The following is a 15697-nucleotide window of genomic DNA, read 5'->3' as shown; positions in this document are numbered from 1 at the left end:
TGACCACACCTGAGGAGATGCCGGCATGACGCTCGCGATGTCCTGGGACGAATGGACCGCGCACGACGGCACGGCCCTGGCCGCGCGCGTGCGCGCCGGCGAACTGACGCCCGCCGAACTGGCGGCCCAGGCCGCGGCCGGCATCGCCCGCACCAACGGCCCGACGAGCGCCGTGGTCGAGGTGTTCGACGACGTGGTGGCCGATCCGCTGCGCGACGGCATGGACCCCGACGGCGCGTTCGCCGGCCTGCCCTACCTCATGAAGGACCTGGGGCCCACGCTCAAGGGCCGGCTGCAGGAGATGGGCTCGCAGCTCATGCAGGGCAACCGTGCCAGCGCCGACAGCTTCCTGGCCGGCAAGCTGCGCCAGGCCGGGCTCAACATCATCGGCCGCACCACGACGCCGGAATTCGGCGTCTGCAGCTCGGTCGAGAACGACCTCTTCGTCACGCGCAATCCCTGGAACCTGGACTACACGACCTGCGGCTCCTCGGCCGGCTCGGCCGCGATGGTGGCAGCCGGCGTGGTGCCGATCGCCCACGCCACCGACGGCGGCGGCTCCATCCGCATCCCGGCCGGGGTCAACGGCGCCATCGGGCTGAAGTGCTCGCGCGGCGTGTTCTCCATCGCGCCGGGGCTGTCCGACCTCTCCGGCCTGGTCTCCACGCAGGGTGCCATCAGCCGCAGCGTGCGCGACATGGCCCGCTTCGTGGACCACTGCCGCGGCGGCGCGCCCGGCGAGTTCATGCCCTACTGGACCGCGCCCGAGCCCTATGCCGAGCTGGTCCAGCGCGACCCGGGCCGGCTGCGCATCGCGCTGGTGCACCAGTGGGGCGACTTAGCGGCCACGCCGCACATCGCGGCCGAGCTCGAACGCGTGGGCCGCTTCCTGCAGGGCCTGGGCCACCATGTCGAATGGGCGCAGCCGGCGGTCGACATCCGCGCCGCGTTCAAGGCGCAGACGCTGTGCTACATCAGCAATTTCGCGCAGACCATCGAGACCCTGCTGCGCACGCTGGGGCTCGCGCACCCGCCCGCCGACAAGATCGAGCCCATCAACATCAAGATCTGGGAGGCCGGCCGGGACACCAGCTACGCCGAACGCTTCCAGATGCAGGCCGCGTTCAACACCACGGCCCGCGGCTTCGGCGCCTTCTTCGAGGATTGGGACATCCTGCTCTCGCCCGTCACCGCCCTGCCCACGCCGCGCGTGGGCACGACCGAGTACCTGACCACCAGCGACAACCCTTCGGTGCACGACTGGTTCGACAACCTCTGGCACAACTTCGCCTACACGCCGATCGCCAACCTGTGCGGCATCCCCGGCATCTCGCTGCCGCTGGCCTGCAACGAGCATGGCCTGCCGCTGGGCATGCACGCGCAGACGCGCCAGGCCGGCGACGGGCTGCTGCTGCAGCTGGCCGCGCAGGTCGAGCGTGCCATCGGCGGGCGCTGGAACGACGGGCGTAAGCCGGGCGTGCATGTGGCGGCCGGCAACGCGTAGCAGCTTTTCGATGCGGCCTTTGTTGCATCTGTCATCTTGGCCCGTGCGCAGGCTGTCGCTGTGCGTGCACCGAGCCGCGTTGTGGTTCCAAGCCAGGCAAATGCCCAGCCCACTCACCCGACTCGGAGTTGCAACGAGTCTTGCTTTTCGGATGACCGCACCATGAACCGCACCAAGACCCTGATCGCCGCTGCCGCCCTCGCCCTCGCCGCTTCGGCCGGCTTCGCCCAGACCCCCGCCCCTGCGGCACCCGCTGCGGCCACCGCACCGGCGGATGCAGCCACCAAGGCCAAGCCCGCCAAGAAGCCCGTGGCCAAGAAGAAGACCCACAAGACCAGCAACCACGCCGGCAAGAAGTCGACCGCAGCCTCCAAGGCCTGATCGGTCCCCCGCTGTGGCGCGGATGCACACCGCGCCACGGCACTGCATGCGCCCCGCATGCAGAACAGGCCGGCGAGTCGCTATGCTTGGCGAACACCACCATCCGGTGTGCCAGCAGGCCGGCTGCGTCCCACCGCGCAGCCGGTCCCTTCCGAGGAACGACCATGTCTGCAGAAGCCGGCGCCGCCGCCCCCTCTCCTTCTCCTGCCGCCAGTCCCAAGCCGGCCGCGGGCCACATCCGACTGACCTCGCATAGCGGCGGCTTCGGCGCGCTGCCGATCCGTTGGGGCGCCGCGACCGCCGTCGAACGCGGACCGGTGGTCGGCACCACCTCCAAGCGCGCCCACCGCAACGTGATCGGCACGCACAGCGGCTCCTACAGCGTCTACCGCGCGCTGGCCGTCGCGGCGGGTGCGCTCTCGCGCCAGCACAGGGCCGACCTCACCAACACCATGCCGACCGACCTGATCGGGCCCTACCCGCAGTGGAGCGAGCCCGGCAAGATCGTGAGCCTGGACCCGTGGGGCGCCTCCGTGGCCGACGTGTTCGCGACCGAACTGGCCGCCGGCTACGACATCCGGCCGACGATCGCGGTGACCAAGGCCCACGTGATCCTGCCCGAGGTGCTCGAAGCCCTGCAGAATGGCCGCTTGAAGGCCGACGGCAAGTTCCTGACGGCGGGCGGCGCGGCCATGGTGACCAAGGCCGCGGTCGAGCCGGTCTGGTACCTGCCCGGCGTGGCGAAGCGCTTCGGCTGCTCGGAGACCGACCTGCGCCGCGTGCTGTTCGAGGAGACGGGCGGCATGTACCCCGAACTCGTGACGCGCTCCGACCTGGAGGTGTTCCTGCCGCCCATCGGCGGGCAGACCGTCTACATCTTCGGCGACCCGCGCGACCTGGCCAACCCCGACGTGGAGCTGACCGCCCGCGTGCACGACGAGTGCAACGGCTCGGACGTGTTCGGCTCGGACATCTGCACCTGCCGCCCCTACCTCACGCACGCCATCGAGGAGTGCATCCAGGGCGCCCAACGCGGCGGCGTGGGCCTGGTCTCGTACTCGCGCAAGGAGGGCCGCGCGCTCGGCGAGGTCACCAAGTTCCTGGTCTACAACGCGCGCAAGCGCCAGGTCGGCGGCGACACGGCCGACCAGTACTTCGCGCGCACCGAGTGCGTGGCCGGCGTGCAGGACATGCGCTTCCAGGAACTCATGCCCGACGTGCTGCACTGGCTGGGCATCCGAAAGATCCACCGCCTGGTCTCGATGAGCAACATGAAGTACGACGCCATCACGGGATCGGGCATCGAGGTCGGCGTGCGCGTGAACATCCCGGACGCGTTGATCCCGGCCGACGCGCGCGTCGAGATGGACGCCAAGATGGCGGCCGGCTACTTCACGCCGGGCGTGGTGCCCGACGCGGAAGAACTCAAGAAGGCCAAGGGCCGCGGACTGGACGCATGACATGAGCTTCGACGGAACCTCCCTGGAACTCGACACGGGCCACCCCGAAGGCGCGGCCACGGCGCTGCGCACCACGCTGGCCGTGCGCTCCCGCGCGCGCCAGCTGCTGGAGCGCGCACGCGTGGGCGCCTCGCGCTGGTTCGTGGTGCACGACGACGCACTGCAGTCCGCCGCCGCCGACGTGGCCGCGCTGACGCGCCAGCGCTACCCCGACCTCAAGATCCCGTTCCACAGCCGCTGGCGCCACTTCGAAGCCGGTGGCGTGGACCGCAAGGCCGGGCTCGACGCGCGGCTCGCGCCGCTGGACCCGCCGGCGCGCGCGCGCGCCATGATCGACCTGGCGCTCGTCAGTGTGCTGCTGGACGCCGGTGCCGGCCCCGACTGGAGCTATGCCGAGGCCGCCAGCGGCCAGCGCTTCACGCGCTCCGAGGGGCTGGGCGTGGCCAGTTGGCATGCCTTCCTGGGCGGGCTGTTCTCCAGCGATCCGGCGCACCCGCTGCAGGTCGATGCGGCCGGCCTGCGCGGCCTCGTTCCCGAGCGGCTGGCCCAGGCCTTCCAGGTCGGCGCGTCCAACCCGCTGGTCGGGCTCGATGGCCGCGTGTTGCTGCTGCGCCGGCTCGGCGAGGCGCTGGCGGCCCAGCCCGAGGTGTTCGGCCCGCAGGGCCGGCCCGGCGGCCTGTTCGACATGCTGGTCGCGCCGCTCGGGCCGTCCGGCATCGCGCCCACGGCCAGCGTGGCGGCCCACGGCATCCTGTCGCAGTTGCTGATGTCGCTGTCCAGCATCTGGCCCGCGCAGAACACCATCGGCACGCAGCCGCTGGGCGACTGCTGGCGCCACGAGGCCGTGGCGGGCCCCGGCCTCACCGCCGGCTGGATGCCGTTCCACAAACTCTCGCAATGGCTCACCTACTCGCTGCTCGAGCCGTTCCAGTGGGCCGGCGTGCATGTCGATGGCATCGACGCGCTGACCGGCCTGCCCGAGTACCGCAACGGCGGCCTGCTGCTGGACGCCGGCGTGCTGGCGCTGCGCGACCCGGCGCTGGCCACGCGCACCTGGCAGCCGGGCGACGAACTGGTGGTCGAATGGCGTGCGCTGACCGTGGCGCTGCTCGATGAACTCGCGCCCATCGTGCGGGCCCAGTTGGGCGTGCCGGCTGCGCAGCTGCCGCTGGCCTGCGTGCTGGAAGGCGGCACCTGGGCCGCGGGCCGCGTGCTGGCCCAGCGCTTGCGTGGGGGTCTGCCGCCGCTCCACATCGCCAGCGATGGCACCGTGTTCTAGATGAATCCTCCAACCAACAACAACGCAGCCATGTCCAACGTCCACCTGATCGACCACCCCCTGGTGCAGCACAAGCTGACGCTGATGCGCCGCAAGGATGCCAGCACCAACACCTTCCGCCGGCTGCTCAACGAGCTGTCCAGCCTGATGGCCTACGAGGTCACGCGCGACATGGCCATGCAGGAGATCGAGATCGAGACGCCGCTGGAGACCATGCGCTCCAACGTCATCGACGGCAAGAAGCTGGTGTTCGTGTCCATCCTGCGCGCCGGCAACGGCATCCTGGAAGGCATGCTCAACATCGTGCCTGGCGCGCGCGTGGGCCATGTGGGCCTGTACCGCGACCCCAAGACCCTGGTGGCCGTGGAGTACTACTTCAAGATGCCGCACGACATGCACGAGCGCGACATCATCGTCGTCGACCCGATGCTGGCCACCGGCAACTCGGCCAGCGCGGCGGTCGAGCGGCTCAAGGAGCTCAACCCCAAGTCGATCAAGTTCGTCTGCCTGCTGACCTGCCCCGAGGGCATCGCCACCATGCAGAAGGAGCACCCCGACGTGCCGATCTACACGGCGGCGATCGACCGCCAGCTCAACGAGCACGGCTACATCCTGCCGGGCCTGGGCGACGCGGGCGACCGCATCTTCGGCACCAAGTAGCGGGGCCACGACCATGCGCGCCGCCTGCCTGGCCCTCGCCACCGTCATGGCCCTGCTGCAGGGCTGTGCCACGCCGCCGGCCTCCACGGCCTGCACCAGCGTGGCGCCCAACGCGAGCTACACCGGCCCCTACAAGGGCGAGGAGAACCGTCTCACGGCGGCCGACATGGCGCGCGACCTGCAGTGCGCCGAGGCCTTCAAGGCCGCCAAGTACCCGCGCGGCTTCGTCGTGGTGTACGGCAGCTCGCGGCTGGGCGAGGACAAGGCCGGCGCGCCGCCCACCGACAGCGGCCGGCTCTACCAGGGCGTGCGGCGCTTCGCCGCCGACTGGACGCGCGCGCACGGGGCCACGTTCCCGATCCTGACCGGCGCCGGCCCCGGCATGATGGAGGCGGCCGCGCGCGGCGCCACCGAGGCCGGCGGCCCCAGCATCGGCTACACCACCTACTACGGCCCCGCGCGCGACAAGGCCGATGCCCGGCTCGCCTTCCAGACCTGGCAGGGCCAGCCCATCGTCAGCGACGGGCTGGTGTTCACGAGCGTGGCCATGCGCGAATCCATGATGGTGCTGCACGCCGCGGCCGTGGTCGTCACGCCCGGCGGCACCGGCACCGAGTGGGAGATCTACCAGACGGTGGAGTCGATCAAGAGCCGCCAGCTCGACCCGGTGCCGATCTACCTGGTCGGTCCGCGCGCGGTGTACTGGAAGGGCTTCGAGCAGCGCGTGCAGGAGATGGCCCGGCTGGGCACCATCCGCGCGGGCGAGGTCACCGACCTCATCCGCTATGTCGAGGATCCGCAGATGCTGGCCGCCGCGCTCGCGCGCGACATGCGGCTGGCGCGCTGATCAGGGCTGCGCCAACGGGAAGACGTCCAGCGGCGCGGCGCTGCTGACGGTCCAGCGCACCTGGTTGCGGCCATTGCGCTTGGCGACGTAGAGCGCACGGTCGGCCAGCTCGAGCAGTTCGTCGGCAGCGTGGTGGCCGTCGCGCGGATCGTGGCAGGCCACGCCCAGGCTCACGGTCACCCGGGGGGCCGCACTCGAGGCCAGGTGCGGGATGGCCAACGCTTCGACGGCAGCCCGGATCTTCTCGGCCACGCGCTGCGCGCCGAGCTTGTCGGACGCCGGCAGCACGGCCGCGAATTCCTCGCCGCCGTAGCGGGCCAGCACGTCGGTGCCGCGGTTGATCTGCTCGCGCGCGGCATGGGCGATGGCCACCAGCACCCGGTCGCCGGCCGGATGGCCATAGGTGTCGTTGTAGGCCTTGAAGCTGTCCACGTCGAACATCACCAGCGCCACCGGAACCTGTGTGCGCTGCGCGCGCTCCAGCTCGGAGCGCAGCTTGTCGTCCAGGTACTTGCGGTTGTAGATGCCGGTGAGGCCATCGATCACGGCCTCGCGCGAGAGGCGGTCCGAGCGCAACTGCAGCACGCGCTCGCGCGTGGCCAGCGTGCTGGTGTCGGTGACCTGCAGCAGGCACAGATGGGTGGCGCCGGGCTGGGCCACCGGCGTGATCGTCACCGACTGCGGCAGGCGCTGGCCGCCAGCCCGGTGCTCGGGCCGCGCATAGAGCGGCAGCGGCGCGCGGTGCAGCACGTTGGACAGCACGATGGGCAGGCGGTGGCGCAGCGCATTGCCCAGCGCCTTGCGGAACGGGCCGGACAGCGCATCGGGAAACACCTCGTCGAGCGTGCGGCCCTGCGCATCGGCCAGGGCGATGCCGGCGTAGCGGCTGATCCAGGCATTCCAGTGCAGCACGCGGCCCTTGCCGTCGAGCAGCACCAGGCCCAGCGCCAATGCGTCGTACAGCATCGGCCAGTCGACCGTCGGATGCGGGTCTGTCATCGGTGCCTTGGGCGCGAAGCCTCTTGACCGTTCAAATGCGCGCCAGGAACCTGTCGACGGCCGCGATCAGCTCGTGGAACGACGCAGAACTCAGCAGGAACACCAGGGCGCCGTGCGTCTCGCGCTTCTCGATGGTCAGGTCGATGTGCAGCACCAGCACGACCGGCTGCTGCATGTCGGATGTGAGTTCGTCCAGCACGCTCTCCGTGCGGTTCACGAGGTACTGCGGCAGCGTGCTGGTCATCTCCACGCCCAGCATCTCCGAGATCGCCGCCATGCAGGCGTTGAGGATGATGTTGCCCAGCTCGCACATCGCTTCCTGCTCGAACTCGGGCAGGTCGTCCACGCTGACCTGCGAGCCCAGCATCTCGCGCACGATCTCCAGCGCCTTGTCCTCGGTGAACAGCAGCGAGGCACTGACGCAGAACGCACCGCTGAAGTCCTGCCGCACCGCGCCCAGCCGCTCGCTGCGCAGCGAGGACAGGTTGCTGCCCAGGTCGTCGCGGTGGCAGAACGCAATGCGCGGGATCGACAGCAGCACCTCGTCGCCGACGATCTCCGACAGGCTGGCCGCCGCGTGCCCTGCGCCGACGTTGAACATTTCTGCCAGCGCGTCGGTCTGCAGCTCGGTCAGCGCGATCACGGGGCCTCGTCGAAGAAGTTCAGGGCCTGCTGCACGCTGCGATCGCCCACGGGCTTGGACACGAAGCAGGCGCCCATCGCGGCGGCACGCGCCTGGTGCACGGCCTGCACGTTGGCCGAGAACACCACCACGCGCACCTGCGGATAGGTCTGCAGGATGCGTTCGGCCACATCGGTGCCGATGGTGCCAGGCATGTTGATGTCCATGCTCACGTAATCGGGCACGCCATGTGCCAGCCGGGCCAGCGCCTCGTCGCCGCTCTCGCATTCCTGCAGGGTCCAGTGCGGTTTGCGGGCCGTCACCAGGGTTCGGATCATCATGCGCGACACGCGGCTGTCGTCAACGATCAGGAGGGTCTTGGGGGGCGCGCTGGACATGGGGCCAATGGTGCGCCGGCCGTGGGCCCGGCGCAATAGTCGAATACGTGGGGGCGAATTCTAGGTGCAGGCATCGCACCATCCGGCGCCCGCCCCCGGGACGGCGAGGCCGCGAGGCCGCGGGCCGTGGCATGGATACTGCAGGGCAACGCCATTGCACCAGCCCGCCGCGACGCGCGGCCGCGAACCACGCCATGCTCGATCTTCTCGTCACCCACGCCACGCTGCCGGACGGCGCATCCGACATGTCCATCGCCGTGCAGGACGGCCGCATCGTCGAGGTGGCGCCAGGCCTGCAGGCCCCCGCGCACCAGACGCTGGACGCCGGCGGACTGCTGGTCAGCCCGCCCTTCGTCGATCCGCACTTCCACATGGACGCGGCGCTGAGCCGCGGCCTGCCGCGCATCAACCAGAGCGGCACGCTGCTCGAAGGCATCGCGCTGTGGGGCGAGCTCAAGCCGCTGCTCACGGCCGAGGCGCTGGTCGAGCGCGCGCTGGCCTATTGCGACTGGGCCGTGGCCCGCGGCCTGCTGGCCATCCGCAGCCACGTGGACACCAGCGACCCGAGCCTGCTGCCCGTCCAGGCCATGCTGGAGGTGCGCCGCCGCGTGGCGCCCTACCTGGACCTGCAGCTGGTCGCATTCCCGCAGGACGGCGTGCTGCGCAGCGCGGGCGGGCTGGCCAACCTGCAGCGTGCACTGGACCTGGGCGTCGACGTGGTCGGCGGCATCCCGCATTTCGAGCGCACCATGGCCGAGGGCGCGGCCAGCGTGAAGCTGCTGTGCGAACTGGCGGCCGAGCGCGGCCTGCCGGTGGACATGCATTGCGACGAATCGGACGACCCGCTGTCGCGCCACATCGAGACCCTCGCCTGCGAAGCCCTGCGGCTGGGCCTGTCGGGCCGCGTCACCGGCTCGCACTGCACCTCCATGCACAGCATGGACAACTACTACGTCAGCAAGCTGCTGCCGCTGATCGCCGAGAGTGGCGTCAGCGTGGTGGCCAACCCGCTCATCAACATCACGCTGCAGGGCCGGCACGACAGCTACCCCAAGCGCCGTGGCATGACGCGCGTGCCCGAGCTGCTGGCCGCAGGCGTCACCGTGGCCTTCGGGCACGACTGCGTGATGGACCCCTGGTACGGCATGGGCTCCGGCGACATGCTGGAGGTGGCCCACATGGCCCTGCACGTGGCGCAGATGACCGGCGAGGCCGGCATGGCGCAGTGCTTCGACGCCGTGACCACCAGCGCCGCGCGTGTGATGGGGCTGCGCGGGTACGGGCTGGCCCCGGGCTGCGACGCGAGCTTCGTGCTGCTGCAGGCGCGCGACCCGGTCGAGGCGATCCGGCTGCGCGCCACGCGGCTCAAGGTGGTGCGCAAGGGCCGGGTTCTGGCCGAGAGTCCACCGGCCACCGCCCGCCTGCACCTGCCCGACCGCCCGGACGCGACCGCGTTCATGCCGGCGCGCCGCTGAGCGGCGAAGGGCCCGGCAACGTAACGAAATGATTCGCCCGGCGCGGTTCGAGCGCGCCAGGGCTAGCCTCGGTCCCGGCACAACAGCGGACGGAGGCGGCGTGGACAACGAACTGCGCAAGCAGGTGCAGGTGCGCCGGCAGGCCTGGGCCAACGCCGGCACCGACGACGAGCTGGGCAAGCCGCTGGAAGAAGCCGGCCTGTGGGGCCTGGCGCTGTCCGGCGGCGGCATCCGCAGCGCCACCTTCTGCTTCGGCCTGCTGCGCGCACTGGCGCGCGAGGGGCTGCTGCTGCGCTTCGACCTGCTGTCCACCGTCTCGGGCGGCGGCCACATCGGCGGCCTGCTGGGGCGGCTGTTCTCGCGCGCCACCACCCCGCAGGAGGCCGCCCGGGTGCAGCACGCCCTGGGCGCGGCACGCACCAACTGGTTCGTCTGGTGGCTGCGCGCCAATGGCCGCTACCTGATTCCGCGCGGCGCCCGCGACGCCACCTTCGTGGCCGCGCTGTACATCCGCAACCTGGTCGCCATCCACTTCGAGCTCGGCATGCTGGCGCTGCTGCTGGGCGTGCTGCTGACGGCCGGCAACCTCGCGGGCTGGCAGCTGGCGCACCACCTGGGCTTCACGCATCCCACGCCGGTGTTCGCCACGCTGCGCAACCTGCCGGACTGGGTGCCGCTGTGGGTGCCCATGGCCTGGCTGCTGCTGCCGTTCGTGGTGCTGCTGGGCGCCGTGCGCGCCATGGCGTACTGGATCGTGCCCTGGCTCCTGCTGGCGCGGCGCTGGGCGGTGGCCGGCTGGCTGGCGGTGGCAGCGGGCACGGCCTGGCTGCTGGCGTGGTACTGGCGGCTGGTGGAGGCCAGCATCAGCCCGGTGGGCGAGGTCATGCGCACCACGCTGTGGGGCATCACGGCCGGCCTGCTGCTGCTGTGGCTGCTGGCCGTGCCGCTCGGGGCCGTGGCGCTGCGCCGCGCCAGGCTGCGGGCCGCCGGCCCCACCGCCGACACCGCACGCAGCGAGCTGACGGCCCAGCTGGCCAACTCCTTCCGCTGGTTCAGCGCCATCGCGCTGGCCGGGCTGATCGACCGCGCGGCCTGGTTCCTCGCCTTCGAGCTGGAGCCGCTGACCGAGGCCGGGCAAGGCGCCGCCGCGCTGTGGCTGGCGGCCTGGGCCGCCATCATCCGCACCGCCCTGCCGCTGGCCTCGCAGCTGCTGCCCGGGCGCATCCTCACGCGCGCGCTGCTGGTGATCGGCCGCGTGCTGGGTTATGGCCTGTCGTTCGCGCTGTGCATCTGGTGGGTCTCGCTCGTGCACAAGGCGGTCATGGGCGCGGTGTTCAGCTACAACGGCGCGCAGTTCGCGCAGGGCTGGCAGATGTGGCTGGTGTTCCTGCTGCCGCTGGCGGTCTTCTTCCTGGCGACGGCGCGCAACGTGGAGTTCCTGAACCTGTCCTCGCTGCACGCCTTCTACCAGGCCCGCATCGTGCGCAGCTACCTGGGCGCGGCCAACGGCGCGCGGCTGGGCGCGGGGCCCGGCGCGCTGTCCGCATTGAACGAGGTGCCGCCCGTGCTGCCGGTGCGCCGCCGCCACATTCCCGTGGACGACCTGAACGCCGACGACGATGTGGCGATGGAGCGCTACCGGCCGCAGGACTGCGGCGGGCCGGTGCACCTGATGAACGTGTGCATCAACCAGACGCGCGACCCGCGCGGCGGCCTGTTCAACCAGGACCGGCGCGGCCTGCCGCTGTCGGTGGCCTCCGGCGGGCTGCTCAAGGTCTCGCAGGAAGACTGGGAACGCCCGCCGGCCCACGGCCTGCCCACCCTGGGCGGCTGGATGGCGATCTCGGGGGCGGCCATCGCGCCGGGCCTGGGCAACCTCACGCGCGGCGGCATCTCCGCGCTGGCCACCTTCGCGGGCATCCGGCTCGGCTACTGGTGGAACGTGTCGGCGCGCACGGGCACGGCGCGCCGCTGGCCCCGGCTGTTCGTCAAGTCCTGCGGCGTGCTCAGCGAGACCTTCGGCAGCTTCATGGGCGGACGCGGCGACAACTGGTTCCTGACCGACGGTGGCCACTTCGAGAACACCGGCGCCTATGCGCTGCTGGCCGAACGCGCCGAGGTGATCGTGCTGGCCGATTGCGGCGCCGACCCGCGCTACGGCTTCGACAACCTGGAGGACCTGGTGCGCAAGGCGCGCATCGACCTGCAGGCCGACATCCTGTTCCAGCGGCCGCGCCGCCTGCCTGCGGGCAGCGACGAGATCCCTGCCGGGCTGGTCCGCTTCGGCTCGCTCAACGACCTGGCCTCGCCCGAGAGCACGGCCTGCCTGGCGCTGGCCAAGGTGCTGTACGGCGGTGCGCAGCCATCCACCGGCATCCTCATCGTCATCAAGCCCAACCTGTGCGACGGGCTGCCGGTGGACCTCGTCAACTTCAAGCGCCAAAACCCCGATTTTCCGCAGGAGACCACGGCCGACCAGTTCTTCTCGGAGGCGCAGTGGGAGAGCTATTTCCACCTGGGCACCTTCCTGGGCCAGAACCTCAACCGCGCCTGGATCGGCGAGCTGCTGCGCGACCCGGCGGCCTGGTTCGAAGACGACGACTGCTCGCCCTTTGCCGCCGCGCAGGCCTCGCGCGCCGCGCTCGAGCACGAAGGTGCGCGCGCCGCCGGCGGCCGGCTGCCGGCCCGCATCAGCGGCGCCGCGACGGCAGTGGGCGCCACGCTGAGCCTGGGCGCTGCCGCCACGCTGGGCGTGACGGTGTGGCAGGCCATCGAGACGGCGCGCACCGCGTTCTCCAAGCAGACGCTGGACGAGCGCGCCGCGCTCAAGGAACTGGCCGACCTGTGGTCCAAGGCCACGCCCGGCGGCCAGGCCCGGCCCGACCCGGCGGCCGCCAGCAACCTGGCGGCCGCGCTGCTGCGCACGGCCGACACGCTGTGCCCGACCGACGAGGCGCGCTGGTTCACGCGCTCGGACCTGGCCCGGCGCATCCACCAGTCGGCCATGCAGCAATGCGCGGCGCTGACGGACACCCTGCCGGCCGCCTGCGCCGCGCTGCTGGCCACCGGCGAGCGCCACGCCGACACGCGCTCCAACAGCAGCTGCCTGGTGCCGGCGCCCGAGATCCTGGCGGTGGCGCCGCCGCCGCGCTACTGGGTGTACGACTACACCGGCAAGGGCGCGGCCTCGAGTTCGCACCCCTGCGATCCGGTCGTGGCCGAGCGTGTCTACCTGCAGCAGACCGCCACTGGCGCACCGCGCGACGGGCCACCGGCCGGCTGCCGCTACACCGGCCGCTTCGCCGAAGGCGTGTTCGCGCGCGCGCCGGTCCCGGCCGCCAGCGGCACGCCGGTGGCGCCGCCCTCGCCGGGCGCCACGCTGCCGCCGTTGCCCACGCCGACGCCCAGCCACGAATGCGCGGGCACCACGGTCTTCATGCAGATCTACGGCCCGAGCCAACGCCGCGCCGTCTGGCCGCTGCGCCGCACCTGGCGCGCCATGGGCGCCGAGGTGCCGCCGCTGGAGGACGTGGTGGAAACCGCCAACGCGCGCGGCTACGCCAGCCCGGTGCCGGTGGAGCGGACCACGGTGCGCTTCCACGACCCGGCGTCGCTGGCCTGCGCGCGTGCGCTCGGGCCCAAGGCCGGCTTCACGGACTGGATCGTCGAACCGCTGTCGGCACGCTACCGCCCCAGGCCCAACACGGTGGAGGTCTGGGTGGCGCCGGCCGACACCACGCTGCAGGACCATCCGCTGCCCGCCAGCGAGAGCCGGCCGCCGCCGCTGCCCAAGTCGCGCGCCGCGCCCTGAACGCCAAGACCCCGGCCGCGCATGGCGCCCGGCGCCGGCCTATGCTGCGCGCTTCGTCCATTTCCCCAAGGGTTCCAAAGCACCATGCCCGATCTGTCCGCCTTCGCCGTCACCAGGAAGTGGCCCGCGCGCCACCCCGAGCGCCTGCAGCTGTACTCCCTGCCCACGCCCAACGGCGTCAAGGTCTCCATCGCGCTGGAGGAAACCGGCCTGCCCTACGAGGTGCACCGGGTCGCCTTCGACACCAACGACCAGCTCTCGCCCGAGTTCCTGTCGTTGAACCCGAACAACAAGATCCCGGCCATCCTCGACCCGAATGGGCCGAACGGCGCGCCGCTGGCGCTGTTCGAGTCGGGCGCCATCCTGGTCTACCTGGCGGCCAAGACGGGCCAGCTGATGCCGCAGGACGAAGCCGCGCGCTACGAGACGCTGCAGTGGCTGATGTTCCAGATGGGCGGCATCGGCCCGATGTTCGGCCAGCTCGGCTTCTTCCACAAATTCGCCGGCAAGGACTACGAGGACAAGCGCCCGCGCGACCGCTACGTGGCCGAATCGCGCCGGCTGCTGCAGGTGCTCGATGGCCGTCTGGCCGGGCGCGACTGGCTCATGGGCAAGGACTACACCATCGCCGACATCGCGGTGTTCCCCTGGGTGCGCAACCTCGCCGGCTTCTATGGTGCCGGCGAGATCACGGGCTTCGACGACTTCCGCGAGGTGCGGCGCGTGCTGGACGCCTTCGCCGCACGGCCGGCCGTGCAGCGCGGGCTGGCGATCCCTCCGGCCCCCTGAGCCGGCCCGGGCTCACTGCGACAGGATGACCTGCGCGATGACGCCGGTGGCGATGGCGATCAGTACATAGTCGGCCCCGACCTGCACCCAGCGGTGGCCGCGCGGCGGCTGGCGCAGGTGGTGGCCGCGCCAGTCCTCGATCACGTAGGTGCGGGCGCGGTAGGCCGGCGGCAGGCGCTCGCCACGGTGCCAATGGCGCGGCGGCGGGCCGCCATGGGCGTGGGGCGGCGGGCCGCGGTGCGGGTTGTAGGATGGGCGGCCGTGGTCGCGGTCGTCGTGGCGGCCCGGACCGCGCCGGTCATCGCGGCGGTCGTCGTGGCGGCGGTCCTGGCGGCCATGTCTGTCGTCGTCGCGGTCGCGCGGCTGCGCGCCGACACCGACGGCCGACACGCCCAACGTCAGGGCCAGCAGCGCGGCGGTGAATCTCGAGCGGTTCATCTGGAGTCCTTTCTCTGCCCGGTGTGCCAGGCTGGAATCGAGCTTAGGGCGCGAATGTAAAGCAGCCGTGGCGCAATGCTGGCCTTGTGCAAAGCCTGGTATCAGGCCAGCGCCGCGAGCGCGGCGCCGATCGGCAGTTCGACCTTGAGCGACAGCAGAGCATCGGCGCGCGTGCGGCCCAGGTTCAGGGCGGCGATGGGCAGGCCCCGCTCGGCCGCGGCCAGGGCGAAACGGTAGCCCGAATACACCATCAGCGAAGAGCCGACCACCAGCACGGCGTCGGCGCGCTGCAGCGCGGCCATGGCCTCGGCCACGCGTTCGCGCGGCACGGATTCGCCGAAGAACACCACGTCGGGCTTGAGCATGCCGCCGCACCGGCTGCAGGGCGGCACATCGAAGCCCGAGAAATCGGCCAGCTCCAGGTCGGCATCGCCATCGGGCGCGGCACCTGCGGACAGGCCGGCGAAGGCCGGGTTGCGCGCCACCAGCTCCAGCTGCAGCGCGGCGCGCGGCGAGCGGGTGCCGCAGCCCAGGCAGACCACGGTGTCGATGCGGCCGTGCAGGTCGACCACGCGCTGGCTGCCGGCGGCACCGTGCAGGCCGTCGACGTTCTGCGTCAGCAGCAGTTCGACGCGGCCCGCGGCCTCCAGCCGCGCCAGCGCCAGGTGGGCCGCACCCGGCTGCGCGTGGGCCATGGTGGACCAGCCCAGCAGGCTGCGCGCCCAATAGCGCTTGCGCGTGGCCTCCTCGCCCGTGAAGGCCTGGTAGGTCACGGGCTGCGGCCGCTTCCAGTCGCCGTTGGCGTCGCGGTAGTCGGGGATGCCGGACTCGGTGCTGACGCCGGCGCCCGTCAGCACCAGCAGGCGCGCATGGCGGGCGACGAACGCGGCCAGCGCGGCTTGCGCGGCCTGTGCGGTCGGTGCGGCTGGTGCGGCTGGTGCCTGCATCTCAGTTTTCCACGGCGCTGCGCGCCACCCGCAGCCCACGAAACCGGGCCGCAAGCAAAGGCTCGGAAGGCCGCGGAGCAGGCCATG

At 71.7% G+C, this 15697-nt stretch carries 14 protein-coding genes; 9 read left to right on the top strand and 5 right to left on the bottom strand.

Annotated features, from left to right (window positions below):
* Nucleotides 1–25: 25 nt before the first annotated feature.
* The 6 genes from ASF44_RS27740 to ASF44_RS27715 all read left to right on the top strand — a co-directional run bounded on the left by ASF44_RS27740 (nucleotide 26) and on the right by ASF44_RS27715 (nucleotide 6131).
* Complete coding sequence (locus ASF44_RS27740) at nucleotides 26–1504, top strand: amidase (protein ID WP_056902503.1); 1479 nt, start codon at nucleotides 26–28, stop codon at nucleotides 1502–1504.
* A gap of 162 nt (nucleotides 1505–1666) precedes the next feature.
* Nucleotides 1667–1885 (top strand): hypothetical protein, encoded by a 219-nt coding sequence (locus tag ASF44_RS27735; protein ID WP_056902502.1) that lies wholly within the window; start codon nucleotides 1667–1669, stop codon nucleotides 1883–1885.
* 164 nt (nucleotides 1886–2049) lie between these two features.
* A complete protein-coding gene (locus ASF44_RS27730) occupies nucleotides 2050–3345 on the top strand; it encodes a GTP cyclohydrolase II (RefSeq protein ID WP_056902501.1) in 1296 nt (431 codons plus the stop codon).
* Between the two features lies 1 nt (nucleotide 3346).
* Nucleotides 3347–4624, top strand: a complete 1278-nt coding sequence (locus ASF44_RS27725) for a URC4/urg3 family protein (RefSeq protein WP_056902500.1) — start codon at nucleotides 3347–3349, stop codon at nucleotides 4622–4624.
* 30 nt (nucleotides 4625–4654) lie between these two features.
* Complete coding sequence (gene upp / locus ASF44_RS27720; protein ID WP_056903037.1) at nucleotides 4655–5284, top strand: uracil phosphoribosyltransferase; 630 nt, start codon at nucleotides 4655–4657, stop codon at nucleotides 5282–5284.
* Between the two features lie 13 nt (nucleotides 5285–5297).
* Nucleotides 5298–6131 carry an LOG family protein gene (locus ASF44_RS27715; RefSeq protein WP_056902499.1) on the top strand — a complete coding sequence of 278 codons (834 nt, stop codon included), beginning with the start codon at nucleotides 5298–5300 and terminating at the stop codon, nucleotides 6129–6131.
* On the opposite strand, the gene ASF44_RS27710 is transcribed toward ASF44_RS27715, so the two are convergent.
* From ASF44_RS27710 to ASF44_RS27700, 3 genes are read right to left on the bottom strand one after another with little or no spacing between them, the layout of a single operon-like run.
* Nucleotides 6132–7130: a GGDEF domain-containing protein gene (locus ASF44_RS27710; RefSeq protein ID WP_056902498.1), complete on the bottom strand. Its 999-nt coding sequence runs from the start codon at nucleotides 7128–7130 to the stop codon at nucleotides 6132–6134.
* 31 nt (nucleotides 7131–7161) lie between these two features.
* Entirely contained in the window at nucleotides 7162–7773 is a 612-nt protein-coding gene (locus tag ASF44_RS27705; protein WP_156374737.1) for a chemotaxis protein CheC, read from the bottom strand.
* Complete coding sequence (locus ASF44_RS27700) at nucleotides 7770–8150, bottom strand: response regulator transcription factor (RefSeq protein WP_056902497.1); 381 nt, start codon at nucleotides 8148–8150, stop codon at nucleotides 7770–7772. The genes ASF44_RS27705 and ASF44_RS27700 overlap by 4 nt, the downstream gene beginning before the upstream one ends.
* 194 nt (nucleotides 8151–8344) lie before the next feature.
* On the opposite strand from ASF44_RS27700, the gene ASF44_RS27695 reads away from it, so the two are divergent.
* The 3 genes from ASF44_RS27695 (at nucleotide 8345) to ASF44_RS27685 (ending at nucleotide 14225) form a co-directional block, all read left to right on the top strand.
* Nucleotides 8345–9625 (top strand): amidohydrolase family protein, encoded by a 1281-nt coding sequence (locus ASF44_RS27695; RefSeq protein ID WP_056902496.1) that lies wholly within the window; start codon nucleotides 8345–8347, stop codon nucleotides 9623–9625.
* A 100-nt stretch (nucleotides 9626–9725) separates the two neighbouring features.
* Nucleotides 9726–13436, top strand: a complete 3711-nt coding sequence (locus ASF44_RS33015) for a patatin-like phospholipase family protein (protein ID WP_056902495.1) — start codon at nucleotides 9726–9728, stop codon at nucleotides 13434–13436.
* Between the two features lie 84 nt (nucleotides 13437–13520).
* Nucleotides 13521–14225, top strand: a complete 705-nt coding sequence (locus ASF44_RS27685) for a glutathione S-transferase N-terminal domain-containing protein (protein ID WP_056902494.1) — start codon at nucleotides 13521–13523, stop codon at nucleotides 14223–14225.
* Nucleotides 14226–14237: 12 nt separating this feature from the next.
* On the opposite strand, the gene ASF44_RS27680 is transcribed toward ASF44_RS27685, so the two are convergent.
* Both ASF44_RS27680 and ASF44_RS27675 read right to left on the bottom strand, forming a co-directional pair.
* Nucleotides 14238–14663 carry an RcnB family protein gene (locus ASF44_RS27680; protein ID WP_056902493.1) on the bottom strand — a complete coding sequence of 142 codons (426 nt, stop codon included), beginning with the start codon at nucleotides 14661–14663 and terminating at the stop codon, nucleotides 14238–14240.
* Nucleotides 14664–14764: 101 nt separating this feature from the next.
* Complete coding sequence (locus ASF44_RS27675) at nucleotides 14765–15610, bottom strand: NAD-dependent protein deacetylase (RefSeq protein WP_056902492.1); 846 nt, start codon at nucleotides 15608–15610, stop codon at nucleotides 14765–14767.
* Nucleotides 15611–15697: the final 87 nt, after the last annotated feature.

It is taken from the genome of Pseudorhodoferax sp. Leaf274, assembly GCF_001422445.1.
In the GTDB taxonomy this organism is placed as follows: domain Bacteria; phylum Pseudomonadota; class Gammaproteobacteria; order Burkholderiales; family Burkholderiaceae_C; genus Pseudorhodoferax.
The sequence above is the reverse complement of the archived record's forward strand: the minus strand, read 5'-3'. Positions and strand labels throughout refer to the sequence as shown.

What these genes read in the sequence shown, in the direction of transcription:
- ASF44_RS27740 (WP_056902503.1), top strand. Translation starts at nt 26, where the DNA reads ATGACGCTCGCGATGTCCTGGGACGAATGGACCGCGCACGACGGCACG.
- ASF44_RS27735 (WP_056902502.1), top strand. Translation starts at nt 1,667, where the DNA reads ATGAACCGCACCAAGACCCTGATCGCCGCTGCCGCCCTCGCCCTCGCC.
- ASF44_RS27730 (WP_056902501.1), top strand. Translation starts at nt 2,050, where the DNA reads ATGTCTGCAGAAGCCGGCGCCGCCGCCCCCTCTCCTTCTCCTGCCGCC.
- ASF44_RS27725 (WP_056902500.1), top strand. Translation starts at nt 3,347, where the DNA reads ATGAGCTTCGACGGAACCTCCCTGGAACTCGACACGGGCCACCCCGAA.
- upp (WP_056903037.1), top strand. Translation starts at nt 4,655, where the DNA reads ATGTCCAACGTCCACCTGATCGACCACCCCCTGGTGCAGCACAAGCTG.
- ASF44_RS27715 (WP_056902499.1), top strand. Translation starts at nt 5,298, where the DNA reads ATGCGCGCCGCCTGCCTGGCCCTCGCCACCGTCATGGCCCTGCTGCAG.
- ASF44_RS27710 (WP_056902498.1), bottom strand. Translation starts at nt 7,130, where the DNA reads ATGACAGACCCGCATCCGACGGTCGACTGGCCGATGCTGTACGACGCA.
- ASF44_RS27700 (WP_056902497.1), bottom strand. Translation starts at nt 8,150, where the DNA reads ATGTCCAGCGCGCCCCCCAAGACCCTCCTGATCGTTGACGACAGCCGC.
- ASF44_RS27695 (WP_056902496.1), top strand. Translation starts at nt 8,345, where the DNA reads ATGCTCGATCTTCTCGTCACCCACGCCACGCTGCCGGACGGCGCATCC.
- ASF44_RS27685 (WP_056902494.1), top strand. Translation starts at nt 13,521, where the DNA reads ATGCCCGATCTGTCCGCCTTCGCCGTCACCAGGAAGTGGCCCGCGCGC.
- ASF44_RS27680 (WP_056902493.1), bottom strand. Translation starts at nt 14,663, where the DNA reads ATGAACCGCTCGAGATTCACCGCCGCGCTGCTGGCCCTGACGTTGGGC.
- ASF44_RS27675 (WP_056902492.1), bottom strand. Translation starts at nt 15,610, where the DNA reads ATGCAGGCACCAGCCGCACCAGCCGCACCGACCGCACAGGCCGCGCAA.